14 protein-coding genes and 2 pseudogenes are annotated in these 17,819 nt (G+C 73.9%); 9 read left to right on the top strand and 7 right to left on the bottom strand.

Annotated elements, in window-relative coordinates; translation table 11 throughout:
- Positions 1–526: pseudogene (locus ABD198_RS21950) on the bottom strand (VWA domain-containing protein); the annotation flags it as partial.
- Between the two features lie 280 nt (positions 527–806).
- Between ABD198_RS21950 and ABD198_RS21945 the strand changes: the two are divergent.
- Positions 807–2,921, top strand: a complete 2,115-nt coding sequence (locus tag ABD198_RS21945; protein WP_344004652.1) for a PhoX family protein — start codon at positions 807–809, stop codon at positions 2,919–2,921.
- A 163-nt stretch (positions 2,922–3,084) separates the two neighbouring features.
- Here the strand turns inward: ABD198_RS21945 and ABD198_RS21940 are convergent, their stop codons facing one another.
- Entirely contained in the window at positions 3,085–4,026 is a 942-nt protein-coding gene (locus ABD198_RS21940) for a LysR family transcriptional regulator (protein ID WP_344004650.1), read from the bottom strand.
- Between the two features lie 212 nt (positions 4,027–4,238).
- Here ABD198_RS21940 and snpA point away from each other — a divergent pair, with 212 nt between their 5' ends.
- Positions 4,239–4,910 carry a snapalysin gene (gene snpA / locus ABD198_RS21935; RefSeq protein ID WP_344004647.1) on the top strand — a complete coding sequence of 224 codons (672 nt, stop codon included), beginning with the start codon at positions 4,239–4,241 and terminating at the stop codon, positions 4,908–4,910.
- Positions 4,911–5,049: 139 nt separating this feature from the next.
- Here snpA and ABD198_RS21930 read toward each other — a convergent pair whose 3' ends face one another.
- From ABD198_RS21930 to ABD198_RS21920, 3 genes are all read right to left on the bottom strand, one after another.
- A complete protein-coding gene (locus ABD198_RS21930) occupies positions 5,050–5,988 on the bottom strand; it encodes an endonuclease/exonuclease/phosphatase family protein (protein ID WP_344004644.1) in 939 nt (312 codons plus the stop codon).
- Between the two features lie 277 nt (positions 5,989–6,265).
- On the bottom strand, positions 6,266–7,204 hold the full coding sequence (locus ABD198_RS21925; protein WP_344004642.1) for a hypothetical protein: 939 nt from the start codon (positions 7,202–7,204) through the stop codon (positions 6,266–6,268).
- 350 nt (positions 7,205–7,554) lie between these two features.
- Complete coding sequence (locus ABD198_RS21920; protein WP_344004638.1) at positions 7,555–8,118, bottom strand: hypothetical protein; 564 nt, start codon at positions 8,116–8,118, stop codon at positions 7,555–7,557.
- Between the two features lie 256 nt (positions 8,119–8,374).
- Between ABD198_RS21920 and ABD198_RS21915 the strand changes: the two genes are divergently transcribed.
- From ABD198_RS21915 to ABD198_RS21905, 3 genes are read left to right on the top strand one after another with little or no spacing between them, the layout of a single operon-like run.
- Entirely contained in the window at positions 8,375–8,737 is a 363-nt protein-coding gene (locus ABD198_RS21915; protein ID WP_344004636.1) for a hypothetical protein, read from the top strand.
- A 4-nt stretch (positions 8,738–8,741) separates the two neighbouring features.
- A complete protein-coding gene (locus ABD198_RS21910; protein ID WP_344004633.1) occupies positions 8,742–11,327 on the top strand; it encodes a vWA domain-containing protein in 2,586 nt (861 codons plus the stop codon).
- Positions 11,327–12,706, top strand: a complete 1,380-nt coding sequence (locus ABD198_RS21905) for an extracellular solute-binding protein (RefSeq protein WP_344004630.1) — start codon at positions 11,327–11,329, stop codon at positions 12,704–12,706. The genes ABD198_RS21910 and ABD198_RS21905 overlap by 1 nt, the downstream gene beginning before the upstream one ends.
- A gap of 21 nt (positions 12,707–12,727) precedes the next feature.
- On the opposite strand, the gene ABD198_RS21900 is transcribed toward ABD198_RS21905, so the two are convergent.
- Complete coding sequence (locus ABD198_RS21900; protein ID WP_344004628.1) at positions 12,728–12,919, bottom strand: hypothetical protein; 192 nt, start codon at positions 12,917–12,919, stop codon at positions 12,728–12,730.
- Between the two features lie 98 nt (positions 12,920–13,017).
- Between ABD198_RS21900 and ABD198_RS21895 the strand changes: the two genes are divergently transcribed.
- The 3 genes and pseudogenes from ABD198_RS21895 to ABD198_RS21885 form a co-directional block, all read left to right on the top strand.
- Complete coding sequence (locus tag ABD198_RS21895) at positions 13,018–14,361, top strand: helix-turn-helix domain-containing protein (protein WP_344004626.1); 1,344 nt, start codon at positions 13,018–13,020, stop codon at positions 14,359–14,361.
- A 111-nt stretch (positions 14,362–14,472) separates the two neighbouring features.
- Entirely contained in the window at positions 14,473–15,483 is a 1,011-nt protein-coding gene (locus ABD198_RS21890; RefSeq protein ID WP_425580525.1) for a GAF and ANTAR domain-containing protein, read from the top strand.
- Between the two features lie 67 nt (positions 15,484–15,550).
- Positions 15,551–15,655 (top strand): annotated as a pseudogene (locus ABD198_RS21885) (ribosomal protein L7/L12); the annotation flags it as partial.
- A gap of 18 nt (positions 15,656–15,673) precedes the next feature.
- On the opposite strand, the gene ABD198_RS21880 reads toward ABD198_RS21885, so the two are convergent.
- The gene (locus ABD198_RS21880; RefSeq protein WP_344004623.1) at positions 15,674–16,492 is read right to left on the bottom strand and encodes a hypothetical protein; all 819 of its coding nucleotides are present in this window, start codon (positions 16,490–16,492) and stop codon (positions 15,674–15,676) included.
- A gap of 259 nt (positions 16,493–16,751) precedes the next feature.
- On the opposite strand from ABD198_RS21880, the gene ABD198_RS21875 reads away from it, so the two are divergent.
- Positions 16,752–17,750, top strand: coding sequence for a nucleoside hydrolase (locus tag ABD198_RS21875; RefSeq protein ID WP_344004620.1), 999 nt, complete (start codon positions 16,752–16,754; stop codon positions 17,748–17,750).
- Positions 17,751–17,819 lie beyond the last annotated feature (69 nt).

Here is a 17,819-nt window from a genome sequence, read left to right as displayed (position 1 = left end):
TGGTGGCCTGGGGCTTGGCCTCGGCGGTGGAATCGGCGGTCGCTGCGGTCTCGGTCCCGGCCTTCGGGTCGGCCTTCGTGGACACCTCGGCGGCTGACTCCGTAGAGGCGTCGGTGGTGGCCTGGGGCCCGGCCTCCTTGATGGACTTCGGCTCCGCCTCCAGGGCCGGCTCGGGCTCGGCCTTCTCGGTGGCCGCGGGCTCGGCCTTCTCAGTGGCCTCCGCCTCGCGCTTGGTCTCCGTCTCCTCGGTGACCGCCGGCTCGGACCTGGTCGTGCGGGTCTGCGAGGGGACCGCGGCCTTGTCGAAGGCGGCCGCGACCAGCTCGTGCTCCTCGCGGGGCTCCGGGACCGTCGCCGTCGCCGGGGTCGGTTCCGTGGAGGGGGAGGGCACCTTCGGGGCGGCGGGAGACTCGGTCTCGGGCTGGGTCGTCTGGGGTGCGGCGGACTGAGCCGCAGCCTCCGCTTCGGTGGACCTCGCTTTGCGTGACCGGCCGAACGCGTTCCGCAGGTAGGTGAGAATGCCCATGTGCGCACCCCTTCGCGTGAGTTGATGCCCGTCGATCCCTGGCCAGGACGGACACGTAAGGTTAGCGGCCCGTGTGGGCGATCTTGGGCAGGGTCGGGGTGTCCCGGCCAAGCCCTGTCAAGGGCCGTATTCGGCCTCGCCCGGGCCTTATGTCGCCGCACTGCTCAACTTCTCTTTCGCTGCCGCGGATTCACCCGGCCTTCACCCGGCCGCCCGGCTGCCGCACATATGTGCTCCTAGCGTCGCGCTGACACCACGGGCACCAAGGAGAGAGAGAACTGTGCGCAAGCTGCTGCCGTTGATCGGAACGCTGTCCGGTTCGCACCCCGGCGGCCGGTCCGCCCTCACCTGTCGCTACCGGTGTGGTGACGCCTGCTTCCACGAGGTGCCCAACACCAGCGCCAACGAGTACGCCGGTGATGTGATCGCCGGGGCGCTGAGTCGGCGGTCGGTGATGAGGGCTGCGGCCGTGGTGACCGTGGCCGGGGTCGCAGGGGGCGCGGTGTCGGCTCCGGGAGCGAGGGCGGCCGAGGGAGGGCCGGCGGCCTCGGCCTCGGGTGCGGGTGCCGCGGGGGGCGTGGCGACCAAGGCCGGGGGCGTGAAGGGGAAGGTGGAGGGCGCGCGGGGGCTGCGTTTCGCGCCGGTGCCGCCGAACACCACCGATGCCGTCACCGTCCCCGAGGGCTACCGGCACAACGTCGTCATCCGCTGGGGCGAGCCGATCCTGCGCGGCGCCCCCGCCTTCGACCCGGAGAAGCAGAGCGCGAAGGCACAGGCCGGGCAGTTCGGGTACAACTGCGACTTCCTTGCCCTGCTGCCGCTGCGCGGCGAGCGCGGGCGCCGGCTGCTCGTGGCCAATCACGAGTACACGGACGAGATCCTGATGTTCCGGGGTTACGACCCCGACCACCCCACCCGCGAGCAGGTGGAGATCGCCTGGGCCGCGCACGGGCTGTCGGCGGTCGTGGTGGAGGAGGACCGCAGGACGGGGAGGCTGACGCCGGTCCCCCGGCATCCCCTCAACCGGCGGGTGACCGCCACGACGGAGTTCGAGCTCACGGGTCCGGCTGCCGGGTCGGAGCTGGTCAGGACGTCCGCCGACCCGAGCGGGACCAGGGTGCTCGGCACCCTCAACAACTGCTCCGGCGGCACCACCCCGTGGGGCACGACCCTGCACGGCGAGGAGAACTTCAACCAGTACTTCGCCCACGGCAGCCGTGACACGGACAGGCGGTACGGCATCGGCACCGGCGCCACCGAGCGCAAGTGGGAGCGCTTCGACCACCGGTTCGATCTGGCGCGGGAGCCCAACGAGGTGCACCGGTTCGGGTATGTCGTCGAGTTCGATCCGTACGACCCCGCCTCCACGCCGCGCAAGCACACCGCGCTCGGCCGGTTCAAGCACGAGGCGGCGACCGTGCGGCTGACGCACGACGGGCGGCCGGTCGTGTACTCCGGGGACGACGAGCGCTTCGACTACTTCTACAAGTTCGTCAGCAGCAAGCGGATGCGGCACGGCACCAGCCGCCGGGCGCGCGAGCACAACCTCACGCTGCTCGACGAGGGGACGCTGTACGTCGCCCGGCTGACCGGCGACTCGCCCGCGTTCGAGATCGACGGTTCGGGCCGGCTGCCCGCGGACGGGGAGTTCGACGGCAGCGGGGAGTGGATCCCGCTGGCCACCGCCACCGCCGACGGGGCCGTCTCGCACGTGGCGGGCATGACCGCCGAGGAGGTGTTCGTCCTCACCCGGCTCGCCGGCGACAAGGTGGGCGCCACCAAGATGGACCGGCCCGAGGACATCGAGCCCAACCCGGCCACCGGCAAGGTCTATGTCTCCCTCACCAACAACTCCAGCCGCGGCACCGGCGCCAACCCGAAGGCGGACGAGGCCAATCCGCGCAACGCCAACAAGCACGGCCACGTCCTGGAGCTGACCGAGCGCCGGAACCGGCCGGAGAGCACCCGGTTCGCCTGGTCGCTGTTCCTGGTCGCGGGCGACACCGAGGACCCGGCGACCTACTTCGCCGGCTTCCCGAAGGACTCCGTCAGCCCGGTCTCCTGCCCGGACAACCTCGCCTTCGACGCCCACGGCAACCTGTGGATCTCCACCGACGGCAGCGCTCTCGGCTCCCACGACGGCCTGTTCGGCGTGGCCACGAGCGGCCCCCGGCGGGGTGAGCTCAAGCAGTTCCTGACGGTGCCGGCCGGTGCGGAGACCTGCGGGCCGGTCGTCCAGGACCGGCGGGTGCTGGTGGCCGTGCAGCACCCGGGCGAGGTGGACGGCGCGACGGTGGAGAACCCGGCCAGCACCTGGCCCGACGGGGCCGGGCGCCTGGTCAGGCCCGCGGTCGTCGCGGTGTGGCGCGCGGACGGGCGGGACATCGGCGTGTGAGGGACGGACACACACCTCGGCAATCCGGCCGTCGGGACATCGGCTTCGGGCCGGCGGGATATCGGCGTGTGAGAGGGACGGAAACCTCGGCGTCCGGGCGTCGGGACATCGGCGTCGGGCGGGGGCAGGCGTCGGGTTCAGCCGCCGCGAGGGGCGCGGACGGTCATGGGAGGGCCGGGACCGGTGGGGTCGTACCGCCGCGTTCCAGCCACTCCCGGTACGCCGGTGCCTGGCGGGCGACCTCGTCGTACGCCTCCACCAGCGCCGGATAGACGCCCTCCAGCTCCGTCTCCGTGCGGGCGGCCAGCAGCAGGCGGACGCCGAGCGGGTCGCCGTGCAGCCGGCGCACGGCGGTCTCGGGGCGGGAGGGGGAGGTCGGCTGGACGACGGTGACCACCTCGCCGATGGCGACCAGGTTCGCCGCGGTGTGGTAGTCGCCGTGCAGCACCGGCGGGTCGATGCCGGCGTCGCGCAGGACCCGGCGTACCGCGTCCCACTCGCCGTCGACCGAGGGGTCGATCATCCAGCGGTCGTGTGCCAGGTCGGAGAGATGGACCACGGCCTTCGCCGCGGCCGGATGGTCGGCGGGCAGGGAGACGAACTGCGGTTCGCGCTCGACCAGGACGCGGATGCGCAGGCTCTCCGGGATGCGCAGCGGGCAGCCCTCGACCTCGTGCACGAAGGCCACGTCGAGCTGGCCGTCGGCGACCATGCGCAGCAGGACGTTGGCGGAGACGTCCATGTGCAGGGTGGGTTCCTGGGCGTGGCGGCGCAGCCGGCGTAGCCAGCCCGCGAGGGCGCGGCTGGCGGTGGAACCGATGCGCAGTCCCTTTCCGCCCATGGCGGTGGCGCGGGCCTCGGTGACCAGAGCGCGAAGCTCCGCCACCAGCGGGCGGGCGCGGCTGAGCACCAGCCGGCCCAGCGGGGTGGGACGGCAGCCGGTGCGGGCGCGCACGAACAGCGCGCCGCCCAGCTCCTGTTCGATGCGCCGCAGCTGTGTGCTCAACGACGGCTGCGCCACACCCAGTTGACGAGCGGCTCGGTGCAGGCTGCCGGTGTCGGCGATGGCGCACAGCGCCCTGAGGTGCCTGACCTCAAGCTCCATGCCCCGGGAGGGTAAAGCGGAAGTTCAGCTTTCACCAGAGTCTCAAAACCCTCTGCTGCGGGCGGAGTCGGGCGGTTCTGGACACGATTTCTCATATGACCGGCGGACGCCGATAGCCCCGCGCTATCACCGGTTGCCATCATCACAGCCGCCGCACGGGCGCGGACACTCAGCGATGACATCTGACTCACCCCCACCTCTAGGAGTCAAAGATGCGCATGCGCATGCCCCTGTCCGTGCTCACCGCCGCCGGTCTCAGCGTCACCGCGCTCGGGCTCGGCACGGCGGCCCCGGCGTCGGCGGCCCCCACGGCCGACGCCGCGTCCTTCGCCGCGTACAGCGGCTCGGCCGAGGAAGCCGCCGCCAACCGGGCCTTCTTCGAGGCCGTGCTGAAGTCGGCGGCCGAGAAGCGGGCGGCCAACCCGAAGAGCACGGCGGCCGTGACCGTCGTCTACAACGCCTCCGGGGCGCCGACGTTCGCGTCGCAGATATCCCGCAGCGCGCAGATATGGAACAGCTCGGTGTCGAACGTGAAGCTCCAGGCCGGCACCTCCGGCGCGGACTTCTCGTACTACGAGGGCAACGACTCGCGCGGCTCGTACGCCTCGACCGACGGCCACGGCCGGGGCTACATATTCCTCGACTACCAGCAGAACCAGGTCTACGACTCGACGCGCGTGACGGCGCACGAGACCGGGCACGTCCTGGGGCTGCCGGACCACTATCAGGGGCCGTGCAGCGAGCTGATGTCGGGCGGCGGCCCCGGCCCGTCCTGCACCAACGCCTACCCGAACTCCGCCGAGCGGGCGCGGGTGGACCAGCTGTGGGCCAACGGGTTCGCCAAGGCGCTGGACAAGGCGCTGCAGAAGGCTTCCGCGCGCTGAGCGGGGGCGTGTGAGTTTCGCGTGTGAGGTTTCGGTCGCGGGCCGTCTCCCTTGTGGGGGCGGCCCGTTCCCGTGTGTGCGGGTGCGGGTGCGGGTGCGTGGCGGGGGTGTTCGGGTGCGTGGCGGGGGGCCGGGTGGTTCAGCGGGTGTCGTGCAGGGTGAGGTCGGTGAGCAGGGCGCGGTGGTCGGTGTCGGGGAGGTCGAGGAAGCGGGTGCGGGTCGCGGTGAAGTCGTCGGTGACCAGCACGTGGTCGATCTGGGCGCCGAAGGCGGGGGTGGTGTGGCTGGGCCAGGTCGGGGTGCGGTCCTGGCCGGTGAGCCGGGCGGCGTCGTAGAGGCCGGTGTCGAGCAGGGCGCGGAAGGCGGCGTGGTCCTGTGCGGCGTTGAAGTCGCCGGCCATGACGGTGGGGGTGGTGCGGTCGGCGGCGGCCAGGTCGCGCAGGCGGGCGAGTTCGCGCTGCCAGAGGCCGGTCTGACCCGGGATCGGGGGCATGGGGTGGGCGAGCTGGAGCCGTACGGAGTGGCCGTCGATGTCGGCGATCGCGCCGGGCATGCCCATGGTGGCCCTGACGCCGGGGGTGGGGCGGAGGGGGTGGCGGCTGAGGATGACGGAGCCCTCGGAGCCGCCGCCGGGGTCGGCCACACGGTGCGGGTACGCGGCGGAGAGTTCCTTCTTGAGCGCGGCGTCGCAGGTGTACTCGCATTCCTGGACGAAGACCAGGTCCGGGGTGTGGCGGCGTACGGCGTCGATCAGGGCGGGGGTGGCACGGCCGAACTCCACGTTGGAGGTCAGGACGCGGAAGGAGGCGACGGGGCGGCCGGTGGGGTCGGCGGACTTGCCGTAGGGCTCGATGTACCAGGCGAGCAGGCCGAGGAGGGCGAGGCCCCAGACGGTGCCGGGCCACCAGCGGGCGAGGACGCTGAGGAGGAGGGCGGTGGCGACGGGGGCCAGCAGCCAGGGGAGGAAGGCGAGGAGCTGGGGGACGGGGGTGAGGGCGTCGGTGTCGGCGAGGCGGCAGGCGAGGAGGGCGGTGGTGGGGGCGAGGAGGAGGGTTGCGAACGAGGTTTTGACGCGCACGGAGTGTTAGACGGGGGGTGGGGGTGCCGGGGTTGCTGTGACACGCCTCGGCTCCGCCTTCGGCGTGGTGTTTCCCGCCCGTACCACCCGTGCGGCATGCGTTGTCGGGTGCGGGTGGCCCCTGTGGGGCGTGCTCGCCGTCGGCGGGTGCGGGTGGTGCGGTGGCGGTGGCATGGCGGTCCGGCGGGTGCGGGTAGTGCGGTGGGGGCGTGGTGGTCGGGTGGCTGCGGGGGGTTCGTGGTGCGGGTGGGATGGTGTGGTGGCGCGATCGGGCGGGTCAGGCGTTGGTGCGGGAGGAGGGGGTGGGGGAGGCGGGTGCGGGGGTGCCGGGAGGTGGCGGGGTGTGGCAGCGGGGGGTGAGCCAGGAGGCCAGGGCTACTAGGAGGCCGAGGGCCAGGAGGAGCCAGGATGCTGTGCGGAGGGTCTCGGTGAGGGCGTCGTAGATGGCGGCGGCAGCCGGGCGGTAAGCGGGGTCGGGCAGGTCGGTCAGAGTCAGATGGCGGCCGAGGGCCACGGCCAGGGCCAGCAGTCCGCCGCCCAGGGCCGTGCCGAGGCCGGCGGCGGTCAGGGCCCGGCGGCGGCGCGCGGCCACGGCGATCCCGGTGACGGCGAGGGCGACGGCCGCGAGCGGCAGCCAGCGTGCGGCGGTGTCCAGCACGAGGTATCCCTTCCGCAGTCCGGCCACGTCCTCGGCGGGCAGTACCGGGATCTCGGTGTGCCACACCGGGATGCGGTGCGCGAACGGCAGGTGATCGTCGGCGAGTTTCTGCTTCACCCGGACGACGACGGGCGCGAGGTCGACCGTCACCGGGCCCGGCGCGGGCCGTTCGGCGCGCAGGGCGTGCAGCACCGCCCCGTGCACCACCCGGTTCCCCGCCTCCCACGCCGTGCCGAACGCCTCGGTGCGGGTGAACGAGCGGACCGCGTCCTGGAGGAACGGCCCGACGGTCTGCCGCATCGGCCCGGGTTCCAGCTCCCGTACGACGCCGTCGCCGACGGCGTCCGCGACCGCCTCGCGCACGGCCGGGTCGGCGGCCAGCGGGGCCACCGTCCTGACGTACCGTCCGGTGTCGGCCAGCCCGTAGGCCGCCCAGGCCGCGAGCGCGCCGCAGGGTGCCAGCAGGCACGCCAGGGCGATCAGCGCCGCCGCCAGCGCGTCGCGCAGCCGCGCGAGCGGCGGGCGCTCGGGTCCGGGTCGTCGGTCGCTGCGGGGCACGCTTCCAGGCAAGGCGCCCCGGGCCCCGCCCGCGAGCGGTGCGCATACGGACGGGTGGTCGGGAGTCCGGGCGGCCCGTGCGGTGCGCTCGGCGGGGGTGGCCCCGCGCCGTGCGCTCGGCCGGGGCCGGTCCGGGTCGGTCCGGGTCGGTCCGGGGCGGACCGGGTCGGTCCGGGTCGGACCGGGGGCCTGGTCCATCCGGGGCGGTCCCGGTCGGCCCCCGTCAGCCTCGGTCGGTCCGGGTCGGGCCGGTCCGGGTCGGTCCGGGTCGGTCCTGGTCGGACCCCCGTCAGCCCCGGTCGGTCCGGCGCGAGGCGCCAGCCGCCCGAAGTTCACCCGAACGGGTGAATTCAGCCGCGGCTCGGGTGCGGGCCCGGAGCCTCCTCACGGGAACCCCGGGCGTCCTCGCCGGAGCCCCGGGTGACCTCGCGGGAGCCCCGGGCACCCTCGACGGAACCCCGGGCGACCTCGCGGCTCGCCAGCCCGCCTCGGGCGCCCTCGCGCGAGTAGTAGCGGTAGAAGAGCAGCAGTCCGAGGCCGGCGCCCGAGATCAGGCCGAGCCAGGTGGAGCGCAGGATGCTCTCGTGGGACTGGCTGACCAGGAAGCCGACCGCGCAGGCCGTGAAGGCGCCCCAGGCCGCCGCGTGCAGCTCCCTCGGCAGCCTCGGGCCGATGGCCACAAGGGCCAGGTAGACCACGATGAACACGGCCGCGGAGACGAAGCCGAGCAGAAGGTTCCAGCCGGTGATGGGGCCGCCGAAGCGCGCGTTGGCCGCCGCCCAGAAGCCGAAGATCAGGCCGAGCACGACCGCTGTGCCGATGCGTGCCATCGCGTGGGTGCGTTCGCTGAAGAGGTCCGGTGTGCCGGTGGGCCGCCGTCCGGTGATCCGGGGCCTCGGTGCCGCGTGAGCCATGAGGGTGCTCCTTCCACGTCGCCCCCCGTCCGCCTCGCCTTCCAGGTCACACCTGCCGGGGCCCGCGGGCAAGTCAAGGAGCGGAGAGCGCGGGGAACGCCGGGGAGCACGGGGAGCGCAGGCAACAAAGAGAGCCGTAACACCCCCGGAGGACCCGCGGACGCGGGAACGCGCAGGACAGCGGCATCCGAGTTGGTTGATCTCGGTACGTCCTGACCCTCCCCCGTGAGCAACGGCGGTGCCATGATGGTGAGTTATGGCTGAGGGGGATGGTGTGGCCAAGCAGGGGATTCGAGTACGACTGGACGGACCCGCGAGCGAGAGCGACATTCCGGCGCTGCGCAGCTGGCTGGAGCGGGAGCGGCTGCTCGAGGAACTGATGCGCAAGGGCGCGCTGCGGATCGAGGAGCGCCCGAGGACCGACGAGTCCGGTGCCCCGATGGGTCTGGGCACGGACATCCTCATCACACTCGCCAACGCGGCCGCCGGCGTGGCCGTGGCCGAGCTGGTGGTGCAGGTGAAGAAGGCCGTGGCGGCCTGGAAGGAGAACTGGAGAACCGTCGAGAGCGGGGACCCACCGAGCGACTCCGTCGAACCGGTGGACGTCGACGACAGGTAGGCCGGTGAATCGCCTCGATCCGCGCGGGCTGCAGAACCGGGCGGTGCTGGTCGGTGTGTCCGAGTACCTCCACGCCGACCAGCCGCAGGGCGTGCCCGGGGACCTCCCGGCGGTCAGGGAGAACGTGCTCCGGCTGAAGGCGGCGCTCGCCGGGGGGAAGGTCTTCGGCGAGGAGGACATCGAGGTCGCCCACTCGCCGGTGCAGGACGAGTTCCACTCCGCGCTGTTCTCCGCGGTCGACGAGGCCGACGGGGTGCTGCTGTTCTACTTCGCGGGGCATGCCGCCATCCCCAGCGGCGGCGAGGAGCTGTTCCTGCAGTGGCGCAACGCCCGTGTGGTCGCGGGCGGGCCGGCCGTGTTCCTCGGCGCGGACCAGCTCAGTTCCGTGCTGACGATGCTGGCCTCGGGCAAGGCCAGGCGGATCGTGGTGATCCTGGACTGCTGCTTCGCGGGCAACGCTGGGCGGGTCTGGGAGGCGTTCGCCGACCACGACCGGGTGCTGCTGCTGGCCAGCGTGCAGGCCAACAACCGGATCGACGCGGGCGCGCCGGACACGCCGACGCCCTACACCGAGCAGCTGGTGCAGCTGCTGGAGCAGGGCGGGGAGGTGTGGTTCTCGCAGCTTCCCGAGCAGCTGCGGGAGCGGATGCGGGGGCGCAGGACGCTGCGCCCGGAGCCGTGGGAGCCGCAGGACCGGGCGAAGTCGGGGGAGGACGTGCTGCTCGCGGCGACCGACCGCGTGGCCGTGCCTCCGCCCCCTCCGCCGCCGCCCCCGCCACCGTCGCGCGAGCCGTGGTACAGGCGGCTGCTGCGCCGGCAGCGCGCCTGGCTCGAGCGGCTGCTGGGCGGCACCGGCCGGGCGCCCCGGCACGGCGGCGGCCGGGGAGCGCGGCGCCGGACGATGACCCGCGGGGTCCTCCCGCTGATCCTCGCGCTGGCGCTGATCGGCTTCGGCGGGCGCGCCCTGACCAACCTGCTGTACGGCGACGAGACGCACTGCACCCCGCCGACGGAGCTGCGCGTGCTGACCGACCCGGACCTGCAGAAGACGATCCGGGCCGCCGCCGACGCGTATCTCACCTCCGGGGCGAACACCACCGACGACGGCTGCCGGCGCAGCGGCATCACCGTCTACAGCGCCGGCGCCTCCGACGTGGTGACCGCGCTGCGCGCGCAGAGCGGCATCTGGCAGGAGCCGCTGAACGAGGAGACCAACCCGCAGCGGGACATCGGCCCGCAGCCGGACATCTGGATCCCCGCCTCCCGCGCCGACGTGGGGCGGGTGCAGGCGGGCCAGGACTCCGACGCGGTGGCCGCGCTCAGCCCCGACGAGGAGCCGCTCGCGTACTCCCCGGTCGTGCTGGCCGTGCCGCAGCAGCTCGCCGCGGAGGCCACGCAGGAGCGCATGGACCTGCCGCTGAACCAGATGATCGAGGACCTGAAGGAGCGGGAGGACAGCGCCGAGGTGCGCCGCCCCGACCCGGAGCACAGCGCCGTGGGCCTGCTCGCCACCGTCGGCCTGTACGGCGAGGGGGCCCGGGGCGCGGCTCGCGGGGAGCGTCTGGTGGCGCAGCCGGGCTCGCCCGCGCCCACCGCGGACGACCTGATGTGCACGCTGCCCGCCTCCCCCGCGGTGGACGACCGCACCGCGGCGCTGGTCCCCGAGTTCCTGATGCGCAGCGGCGTCGACTGCGAGCACACCACCCGGATCCCGCGGATGGCCCAGTACCCGGAGGACGTACCGGGTGTGGAGCCGCTGTTCGTGCGGGTCCGCTGGCACGACGGCGACGAGGACCGCGGCGCCCGCGACGGGGCGGTCGCCGCCTTCCACGCGTGGCTGGCGGGTGACGAGGGACGTGCCGTGTTCGCCCGGTTCGGCTTCCGCTCGGCGCACAGCGGGCAGCTGCTGGACGAGACGGCGGACGTCGACGGAGTGCTGCGGGTACCCGCCCCGCTGGACGAGTCGGCCGGGCGCCGGGCGATGGAGCAGGCGCTGACCGCCTACCGGACGGTGGGCGGGCCCGGCAGGGTGCTGTTCCTGCTGGACAGCTCCTGGTCGATGGCCGGGCCGTGGGACGGCCCGAGCGGCGGGCCCGGGCTGCTGCGGCAGTCGCTCGGCGGGCTCGGCGGCGCGGACGAGTACGGCGTGTGGTCGGTGGCCGGCCTCGGCGAACGCAACCACGAGACACTGCTGCCGTTCACCTCGCACCGGCGGACCGACGCCGAGCACACGATCCGCACCAAGGCCCGGGTCAAGGACGCCGAGGCCGATCCGGGCGCCGCGCTGCTCGACGCGTTCGCCGAGATGAAGCGGCGCGGGGACGACGGCCGGCCGCGGCTGATCGTGCACATCACCGACGGCGAGGACAACACCCGGCTGACCGGCAAGAGGCTGAAGCAGGTGCGGGACGCGGCGCGCGAGAGCGGGGTGCCGGTGACCGTGGTGTCGCTGGCGAGCGGCGCCTGCGACGAGGGCCGCCCGGACCGGGTGATCGCCGACGCGAGCGGCGGGCGCTGCCTGGACAACCGTGACGACCTGGGGGCGGCCCTGTACGACGAGGTCGCCCGGACCGGAACGGGGGAGGAGTGATGATCAGGCGGTTGGCCGGAGTGCTGGCGCTGCTGCTGCTCGCCGCCTGCACCGGTGGCGCGGACGACGGGCGGGCGGGACCGGCGGCGACCTCCGCGAAGGACGAGGAGGGCGTCATCATCGTGGCCAGCGGGCGGGACGTCACCGGCAAGAACGGCGTCCGCCAGCAGCTCATCGACGAGTGGAACGCCCGGCACCGGCAGAGCGGCTTCAGCGCCCGGCTGGTGGAGCTGCCCGGCAGCGCCGACGAGCAGCGCAGCCAGCTGCTCGGCGCCCTGCAGTCCGGCAGCGCCGACTACGACGTGGTCAACCTGGACGTGACCTGGGTGCCGGAGTTCGCCGCCGCCGGGCTGATCCGCCCGCTGCCCGGGAAGCTGGTCGACGACGACGTCATCCCGTCCGTGGCCGAGACGGCATGGTGGGACGGCAAGGTGTACGCGGCGCCCTTCAACAGCGATGTCGGCCTGCTCTACTACCGGCACGACTACCTCAAGAAGGCCCGCGTCCGCCCCGCCGAGCTGGACGAGAACACCACCTGGCAGGACCTGCGGGACGTCATCGACACCCTGGACAGCAACCTCGAGGGCGAGGCGAAGAAGGCCTACGACAAGGGCTGGACGACCCAGCTCGACGCCTACGAGGGCCGCACGGTCAACGCGATGGAGGCCTTCGCCACGGCCGTACCGGACCTCGACCTCGTCGACCAGGACGGCAGCTACACGGGCACCGTGGACGGTCTGACCGCCGGGATCGCGGAGCTGCGCCGGCGCGCCGACCTGCCGTACACCCTCAAGGACGCCTACAAGTCCGACGAGGCGGCCTCGCTGAGCGACTTCGTCGAGGGCCGCACCGCCTTCCTGCGGCACTGGCCGTACGTGTACCCGACGCTGCTGCGCACCTTCGACGACGGGCAGCTCAAGGTGGCCCCGCTGCCCGGGCGGGCGGTGCTCGGCGGGCAGAACCTGGCGGTGACCCAGGGCTCGCAGCGGGCGCGCAAGGCGACCGAACTGATCGAGTTCCTCACCAGCCGGGAGAGCGAGAAATGCCTGCTCGACGCGGGGTTCGCGGCGACGCGCACCTCGGTGTACGAGAAGCCGGTGCGGTGCGTCACCGACCAGGGGAAGCCGTCCGCGTCCCCCACCAGCGAGGGCGACGACGACCAGGGGCAGCTCGACGAGAAGGAACGCGCCCACTACCGGCGGAACATCCTGCTGCCCGCCCTGGAGAAGGCCGTGCACCGTCCGAGGACCCCGCTGTACGGGGCGTTCACCCAGACCTTCATGGCCCAGCTGGGGCCGCTGTTCGGCAGCGGCAGACCCGCCGACGAGGTGCTGGCCAGGCGCCTGCACGCGGCCCTGCGCAGGGCGCTGCCGCGCTGATGGTCACGAATACCTCCACCGCTACCGCTGGTGCGCCGCCGTTCTCATCGCGTCCGCCGCCGGGGCGGTGGCCTGCCGCTGCACGTCGGGGCGGCTGTCGGTGTTGGCCTTGGCGGGGCCCGCGTAGGCGGCCAGGACCAGCGCGGCGACCGCGGTCACGGCCGCGGCAGCGCTGCGGGTGTAACGCTCGGCGGTGCGTGTACGGTCCAGCACGGCGACCTCGCAACAGCGATGGGTTAAGCACGTTTAATTAGCCGTTTAACGTAGGGGTCTCGGGACTCGAACGGCAAGGGGCACAAGGGGAGTTGGCGGTGGGGGAACGTGACGATCCGGAGACCATCGGACGCAGGGTGCAGCAGCTGCGGGTGGAGCGAGGGCTGACCCAGAGACAGCTGGCGGAGCCGGAGTACACGCCCGCCTACATCTCCACGCTGGAGGCGGGCCGGGTGCGGCCCTCCGACGAGGCGCTGCGGCATCTCGCCGTGCGCCTCGGGGTCGCCTTCGACGAACTGGCCACCGGACGCCCCGCCCGGCTCGTCACCGAGCTGCGGCTGCGGCTGACCGAGGCGCAGCGCAGCCTCGCCGCCGGTGAGGCGGAGGCGGCGGTGGAGCAGTACACCGCGCTGCTGGCGGAGGCGGAGACACACGGGCTGGCCGAGGAACAGGCGGCGGCCCTGCTGGGGCTCGGCGAGTGCGCCCTGGAGACCGGCGAACTCGGCGCCGGACGCGAGTACTTCGAGCGGGCCGAGCAGCACCTCGCCGACGCCCCGCTGTCCGCACGGGTCCCGGCCCTGCGCGGCCGGGCGGTGGCCCACTACCTCGCCGGTGAACTCCGCTACGCCGTCTACCTGCTGGAGTCCGCCCTCGACGAGCTCAACCGCGGCGGACTGCACGACCCGGACGCGCTGCTCCTGCTCTACGCGAGCGTGATCGGGCCGTACATGGACATGGGCGCGCACGCCCGCGCCGCGCAGGCGGCGGAGTACGCCCTGGCGCTCGCCCCGCAGTCCGGCGACCCGGCGCTGGTGGCCCGCATGCACCGGTCGGTGGCGCGCACTCTCCTCGCCGAGGGGCGGCTGGCCGAGGCGGACGCCTCCCTGGCGAAGGCGGCCGAGCTGTACCGGGGCCTGCACCTGCGCACCGAACTCGCCAACTGCCACTGGATGCGCGGCTACGTTCACGCCCAGAACGGCGAACTGGAACGCGCCGAGGCGGAGCTGCGCGAGGCGCTGACCATGCTGTCCGCCCGCCGCGCGGCCCTCTACAGCAGCCAGGTCACCGTGGAGCTGGCGGACGTGCTGCACCGGCGCGGCGCCTCGGCGGAGGCGGCGGAGCTGCTGCGCGACGTCCTCGGCAAGCTCTCCCCCGAGCGGGGCGCGGTCCACGCCGCCGCCGCGCACCGCCTGCTCGGCATCATCGCCGAGGACGCCCGCGACACCGAGGGCGCCGAGGAGCACTACGTCCGCGCCATGAGCCTGCTGGAACGCGCGGGCGCCGCCGGCGACCTGGCCGACCTGTGCCGCCTCCTCGGCGACCTGCTGCGCCGCACCGGCCGCATCGAAGCAGCCCTCGACGCCTACCGCACCGGCCTCGGCCACCGCACCACCCCGGGCACCACCACCCTGGGCCCGGCCCCGGCCCAGCCACCGGTGTGAACGGCAGCCGGGGCTCCGCCCTGAACATGAAAGCTCCCGGCGCCGCGGTCACCCGCGAGTGGAACGAACGTGCCCGCGCCCTGTGACCCGACGACCGAAGGAGACGCCTCCGTGACCGTGCCGGCCGACACCATCGAGCTCATCCGCTACGGCCTGGACCAGTTCGCCGGGATCCGCCCCACCCTGGTCTCCCTGTACGCCGAGGTCCATGCGGACCAGCTTGCGGACCCGTTCTTCTCCGTCGAGCGGTTCGAGCAGCGCCTGGAGGGCTATGCGTCACGGCCCGGTTTCGGTGGGGCCCGGGAGGGTAGTCGGGGCACGTTTCGGCTGTGTGTGAGGGAGGCGGTGGCCTTGCGGTCGGGGGACGGCCCTGGCGGCGGACCCGGACCGGGCCGCGCCCGCGACCCCGGTGGACCGGGATATCAGCAGGCGGCGGAGGCGATCGCCGAGGGGGTGCGCGGGGTGCCGCCGGGGGAGGTGCCCGGACGGCTGTGCGCGGTCACCGTGGAGCTGCTGCCCGTGGACGGGGCGAGCGTGTCGCTGCGCAGCGACGGCATGCCGGTGCAGCTCTGTGCGAGCAGCCCGCACGCCGCGCATCTCGCCCAGCTCCAGGCCACCCTGGGCGACGGCCCCTGCCGTCGGGCGCTGGAGGCCGAAGCACCCGTGCTGGTCGCGGACCTCGCCGTGCCGCCGTACACCGACCGGTGGCCCGTCTTCGTGCAGCAGGCCCTCGCCGCCGGGGTGCGCGCGGTGCATGTGCTGCCTCTCGGCAGCGAGGCCGTCTGTGTCGGCACCCTTGATCTTTACCGTGCCACGCCCGGCGGCCTCGGGGAGGAGCAGGTGTGCATCGCCCTGCTGGTGGCCGGAGTCATGACCGTCGCGCTGATGGCGCTGCCGCACGGCGAGGAGTACGACCTCGGGGGCGGCGAACCCTGGCTGAGCGGGCTCGCCGCCGAGCACGACACGATCTACCAGGCCGTCGGCATGATCATGGCCCAGCTCGGTGTGGGTGCGGACGAGGCCCTGGCCCGGCTGCGCGGCGACGCCTTCGCCTGCAGCCGTACGGCTCTCGACGTGGCCCGGGACGTGGTGGCGCACCGCAGGCGGTTCGACGCGTCCTGAGTGATCGTCTCGATGCGTACCGAGTGATCGTCGAGGCCGAGTGCGGGACAAGAGCGCCGGACTGGGCCGGGAGGGCAGGAAGGTGCAGGCGATCAAGGTGTACCGGGAGGCCACCGGGGCGGGACTGGCCGAGGCGAAGGAGGCCGTGGAGGGGATGGAGCGGCAGGGCTGAGAAACAGAGAGCGGGCGGTCAGACCTCGAGGCGGGCCTGGCGGCGGATCTCGGCCAGGCGTTCCGCGCCGAGTTCCACCACTCCCTGCGTGACCTCGGGCGCGACCTCGCCGTAGCCGCCGTTGGTGAGGGTGACGGTGTCCTCGCCGACCCGTACGGCGGCGAGGTCCACGGTGAGGTAGGTCGGCTCCCCGTCCTCGGTCTCTCCGGTCATGGTGACCCGGACCGCCGCCCGCGCGTCCCCGGCCTCCGGCAGCTCCAGCTCCTCGACCTCGACGCCCTGGGTCCCGGCCCGTGCCGTGCGCGCGGCGAACTCCCCGCAGACCTCCGGCATGGTGCGCAGCCACCGAAGCGTGCGGTCCACGTCCTCGGGGCGGAAGGCGGCCACCTGGTAGCGGAGCTGGCTGCCGTCGTAGGCGTCGTCGAGGGTGATCACGGCGCGCGGGCCGGCCGGGGTGCCGAACAGCTCCTCGGTGTAGAGCACGTCCATCAGCTTCCGGCAGGGCGCGGCGTCGTCCTCGACCCGCGCCTTGAGCAGTCCGTCCCGCCAGGTCGCCACGCCTCGCGTCGGCACCCACGGCTCCCCCAGGTCCTGCTGGGTGATCAGCGCCGCCCGCGCCTGCGCCTCGTTCAGACCGGCGGGCGGCGCGGCGGAGGGCTGCTTGCCCGCGGGGGCGGGGGAGCGGGAGGCGGTGGCCGTCGTCTCGTCCGCGACGCCGGCGGGGAGACCGGCCCTGCTGTGGTCCTCGGCGGTGCAGGCGGCGGTGGTCAGCAGCGCGGTGAGCGACAGCGCGGAGGCGGCGAGGGCACGGGCGGCGGCGGCCGGGGCAGGGGTCATCGCGGTGCCTCCTGGGGAGCAAGATCAGGTGTTTGCTCCCACGGCACCACCGGTCCGGCCGTCCCACCAGCGCGGCGGTCCGAGTGGGTGAGCGGGCGCCGGTGAGCGGGCGCCGGTGAGCGGCGACCGTCTCGAGGACAGCAGGCCGGATGCCTGCGGCGTCGTCGAGGGCAGCAGGCCGGAAGCCTGCGGCGTCCTCCGGGGGCAGCGCGTAAGGTCGACGCAGTCAGTGGCCCACGGCAGCGCGAGGGAGCCCGAGGTGACGCACGGTCAGCCCATCCCGGTCATCATCGACTGCGACACCGGTGTCGACGACGCCCTGGCCCTGCTGTTCGCCGTACGCCACCCGGCGATCGACCTGCGCGCGGTGACCTGCGTGGCCGGGAACACCGACGTGGACGGCGTCGTCCGCAACACGCTCACCGTGCTGGAGCAGGCCGGCGCGCCCGAGATCCCGGTCGCCCGCGGCGCCGAACGGCCGCTGATCGAGCCGCCGCGCTCCGCCCGGCACGTCCACGGCCACGACGGCATGGGCGACCTCGGCCTGCCCGCCCCGCGGCGCACCCCGGCCGAGGTGGACGCGGTGACGCTGCTGCGCCGGGAGATCCTGGCCTCGCCCCGCCCGGTCACCCTGGTGCCGACCGCCCCGCTCACCAACATCGCGCTGCTGCTGCGCACCCACCCCGAGGTCACCCGGAACATCGAGCGGATCGTGTTCATGGGCGGTGCGGCGGGTGCCGGGAACGCCTCGCCGGTGGCGGAGTTCAACGTCTGGCACGACCCGGAGGCGGCGGCGATCCTGCTCACCGCCGGTGTACCGATCACCATGTACGGCCTGGACGTGTTCACCCGGGTCGTCGTCCCGGCGGCCGATGTGCGCCGGCTGCGCGCGGCCGCGGAACCGGGCGCCCGGCTGGCCGGTGAGCTGCTCGCCCACCGCCCGGCGACGCCGGGCAGCCGCCCGGACGACCCCGAGGAGGACGCCGGCGGCCTCGGCGACGCGGGCGCGGTGTGCGCCGTCGTCGACCCGGACGGGCTGGTCACGCACCGGCTGCCCGTCGAGGTGTCCCTGGCGCCCGGCCCCACCCGCGGCCAGACCGTCGTCGACCGCAGGCCCCGCATCGGCGAGGCCGAGCTGCACGAGGGGACGCGGGAGCAGCCGCTGGTGGACGTGGCGCTGGACGTGGACGTGGAGCGGTACGTGAAGCTCTACCTGGGGACGGTGGAGGGCGCGGGCACGGCCTCCCACGCCGGGTGACCGGCAGACACCGAGTGGCCGGCAGGCACTGAGTGGCCGGCAGGCACCGGGGGACCGGCAGGCACCGGC

Origin of the sequence: Streptomyces thermocarboxydovorans, from assembly GCF_039524635.1 — a bacterium.
Classification (GTDB): Bacteria; Actinomycetota; Actinomycetes; order Streptomycetales; family Streptomycetaceae; genus Streptomyces; species Streptomyces thermocarboxydovorans.
Note: the sequence above shows the minus strand (reverse complement) of the source record. Positions and strands in the feature narration are given on the sequence as shown.

Excerpts from the sequence above, each read along its gene's own strand:
- ABD198_RS21940 (WP_344004650.1), bottom strand. The coding sequence starts at position 4,026 with ATGGAGCTTGAGGTCAGGCACCTCAGGGCGCTGTGCGCCATCGCCGAC.
- snpA (WP_344004647.1), top strand. The coding sequence starts at position 4,239 with ATGCGCATGCGCATGCCCCTGTCCGTGCTCACCGCCGCCGGTCTCAGC.
- ABD198_RS21920 (WP_344004638.1), bottom strand. The coding sequence starts at position 8,118 with ATGGCTCACGCGGCACCGAGGCCCCGGATCACCGGACGGCGGCCCACC.
- ABD198_RS21915 (WP_344004636.1), top strand. The coding sequence starts at position 8,375 with ATGGCTGAGGGGGATGGTGTGGCCAAGCAGGGGATTCGAGTACGACTG.
- ABD198_RS21905 (WP_344004630.1), top strand. The coding sequence starts at position 11,327 with ATGATCAGGCGGTTGGCCGGAGTGCTGGCGCTGCTGCTGCTCGCCGCC.
- ABD198_RS21880 (WP_344004623.1), bottom strand. The coding sequence starts at position 16,492 with ATGACCCCTGCCCCGGCCGCCGCCGCCCGTGCCCTCGCCGCCTCCGCG.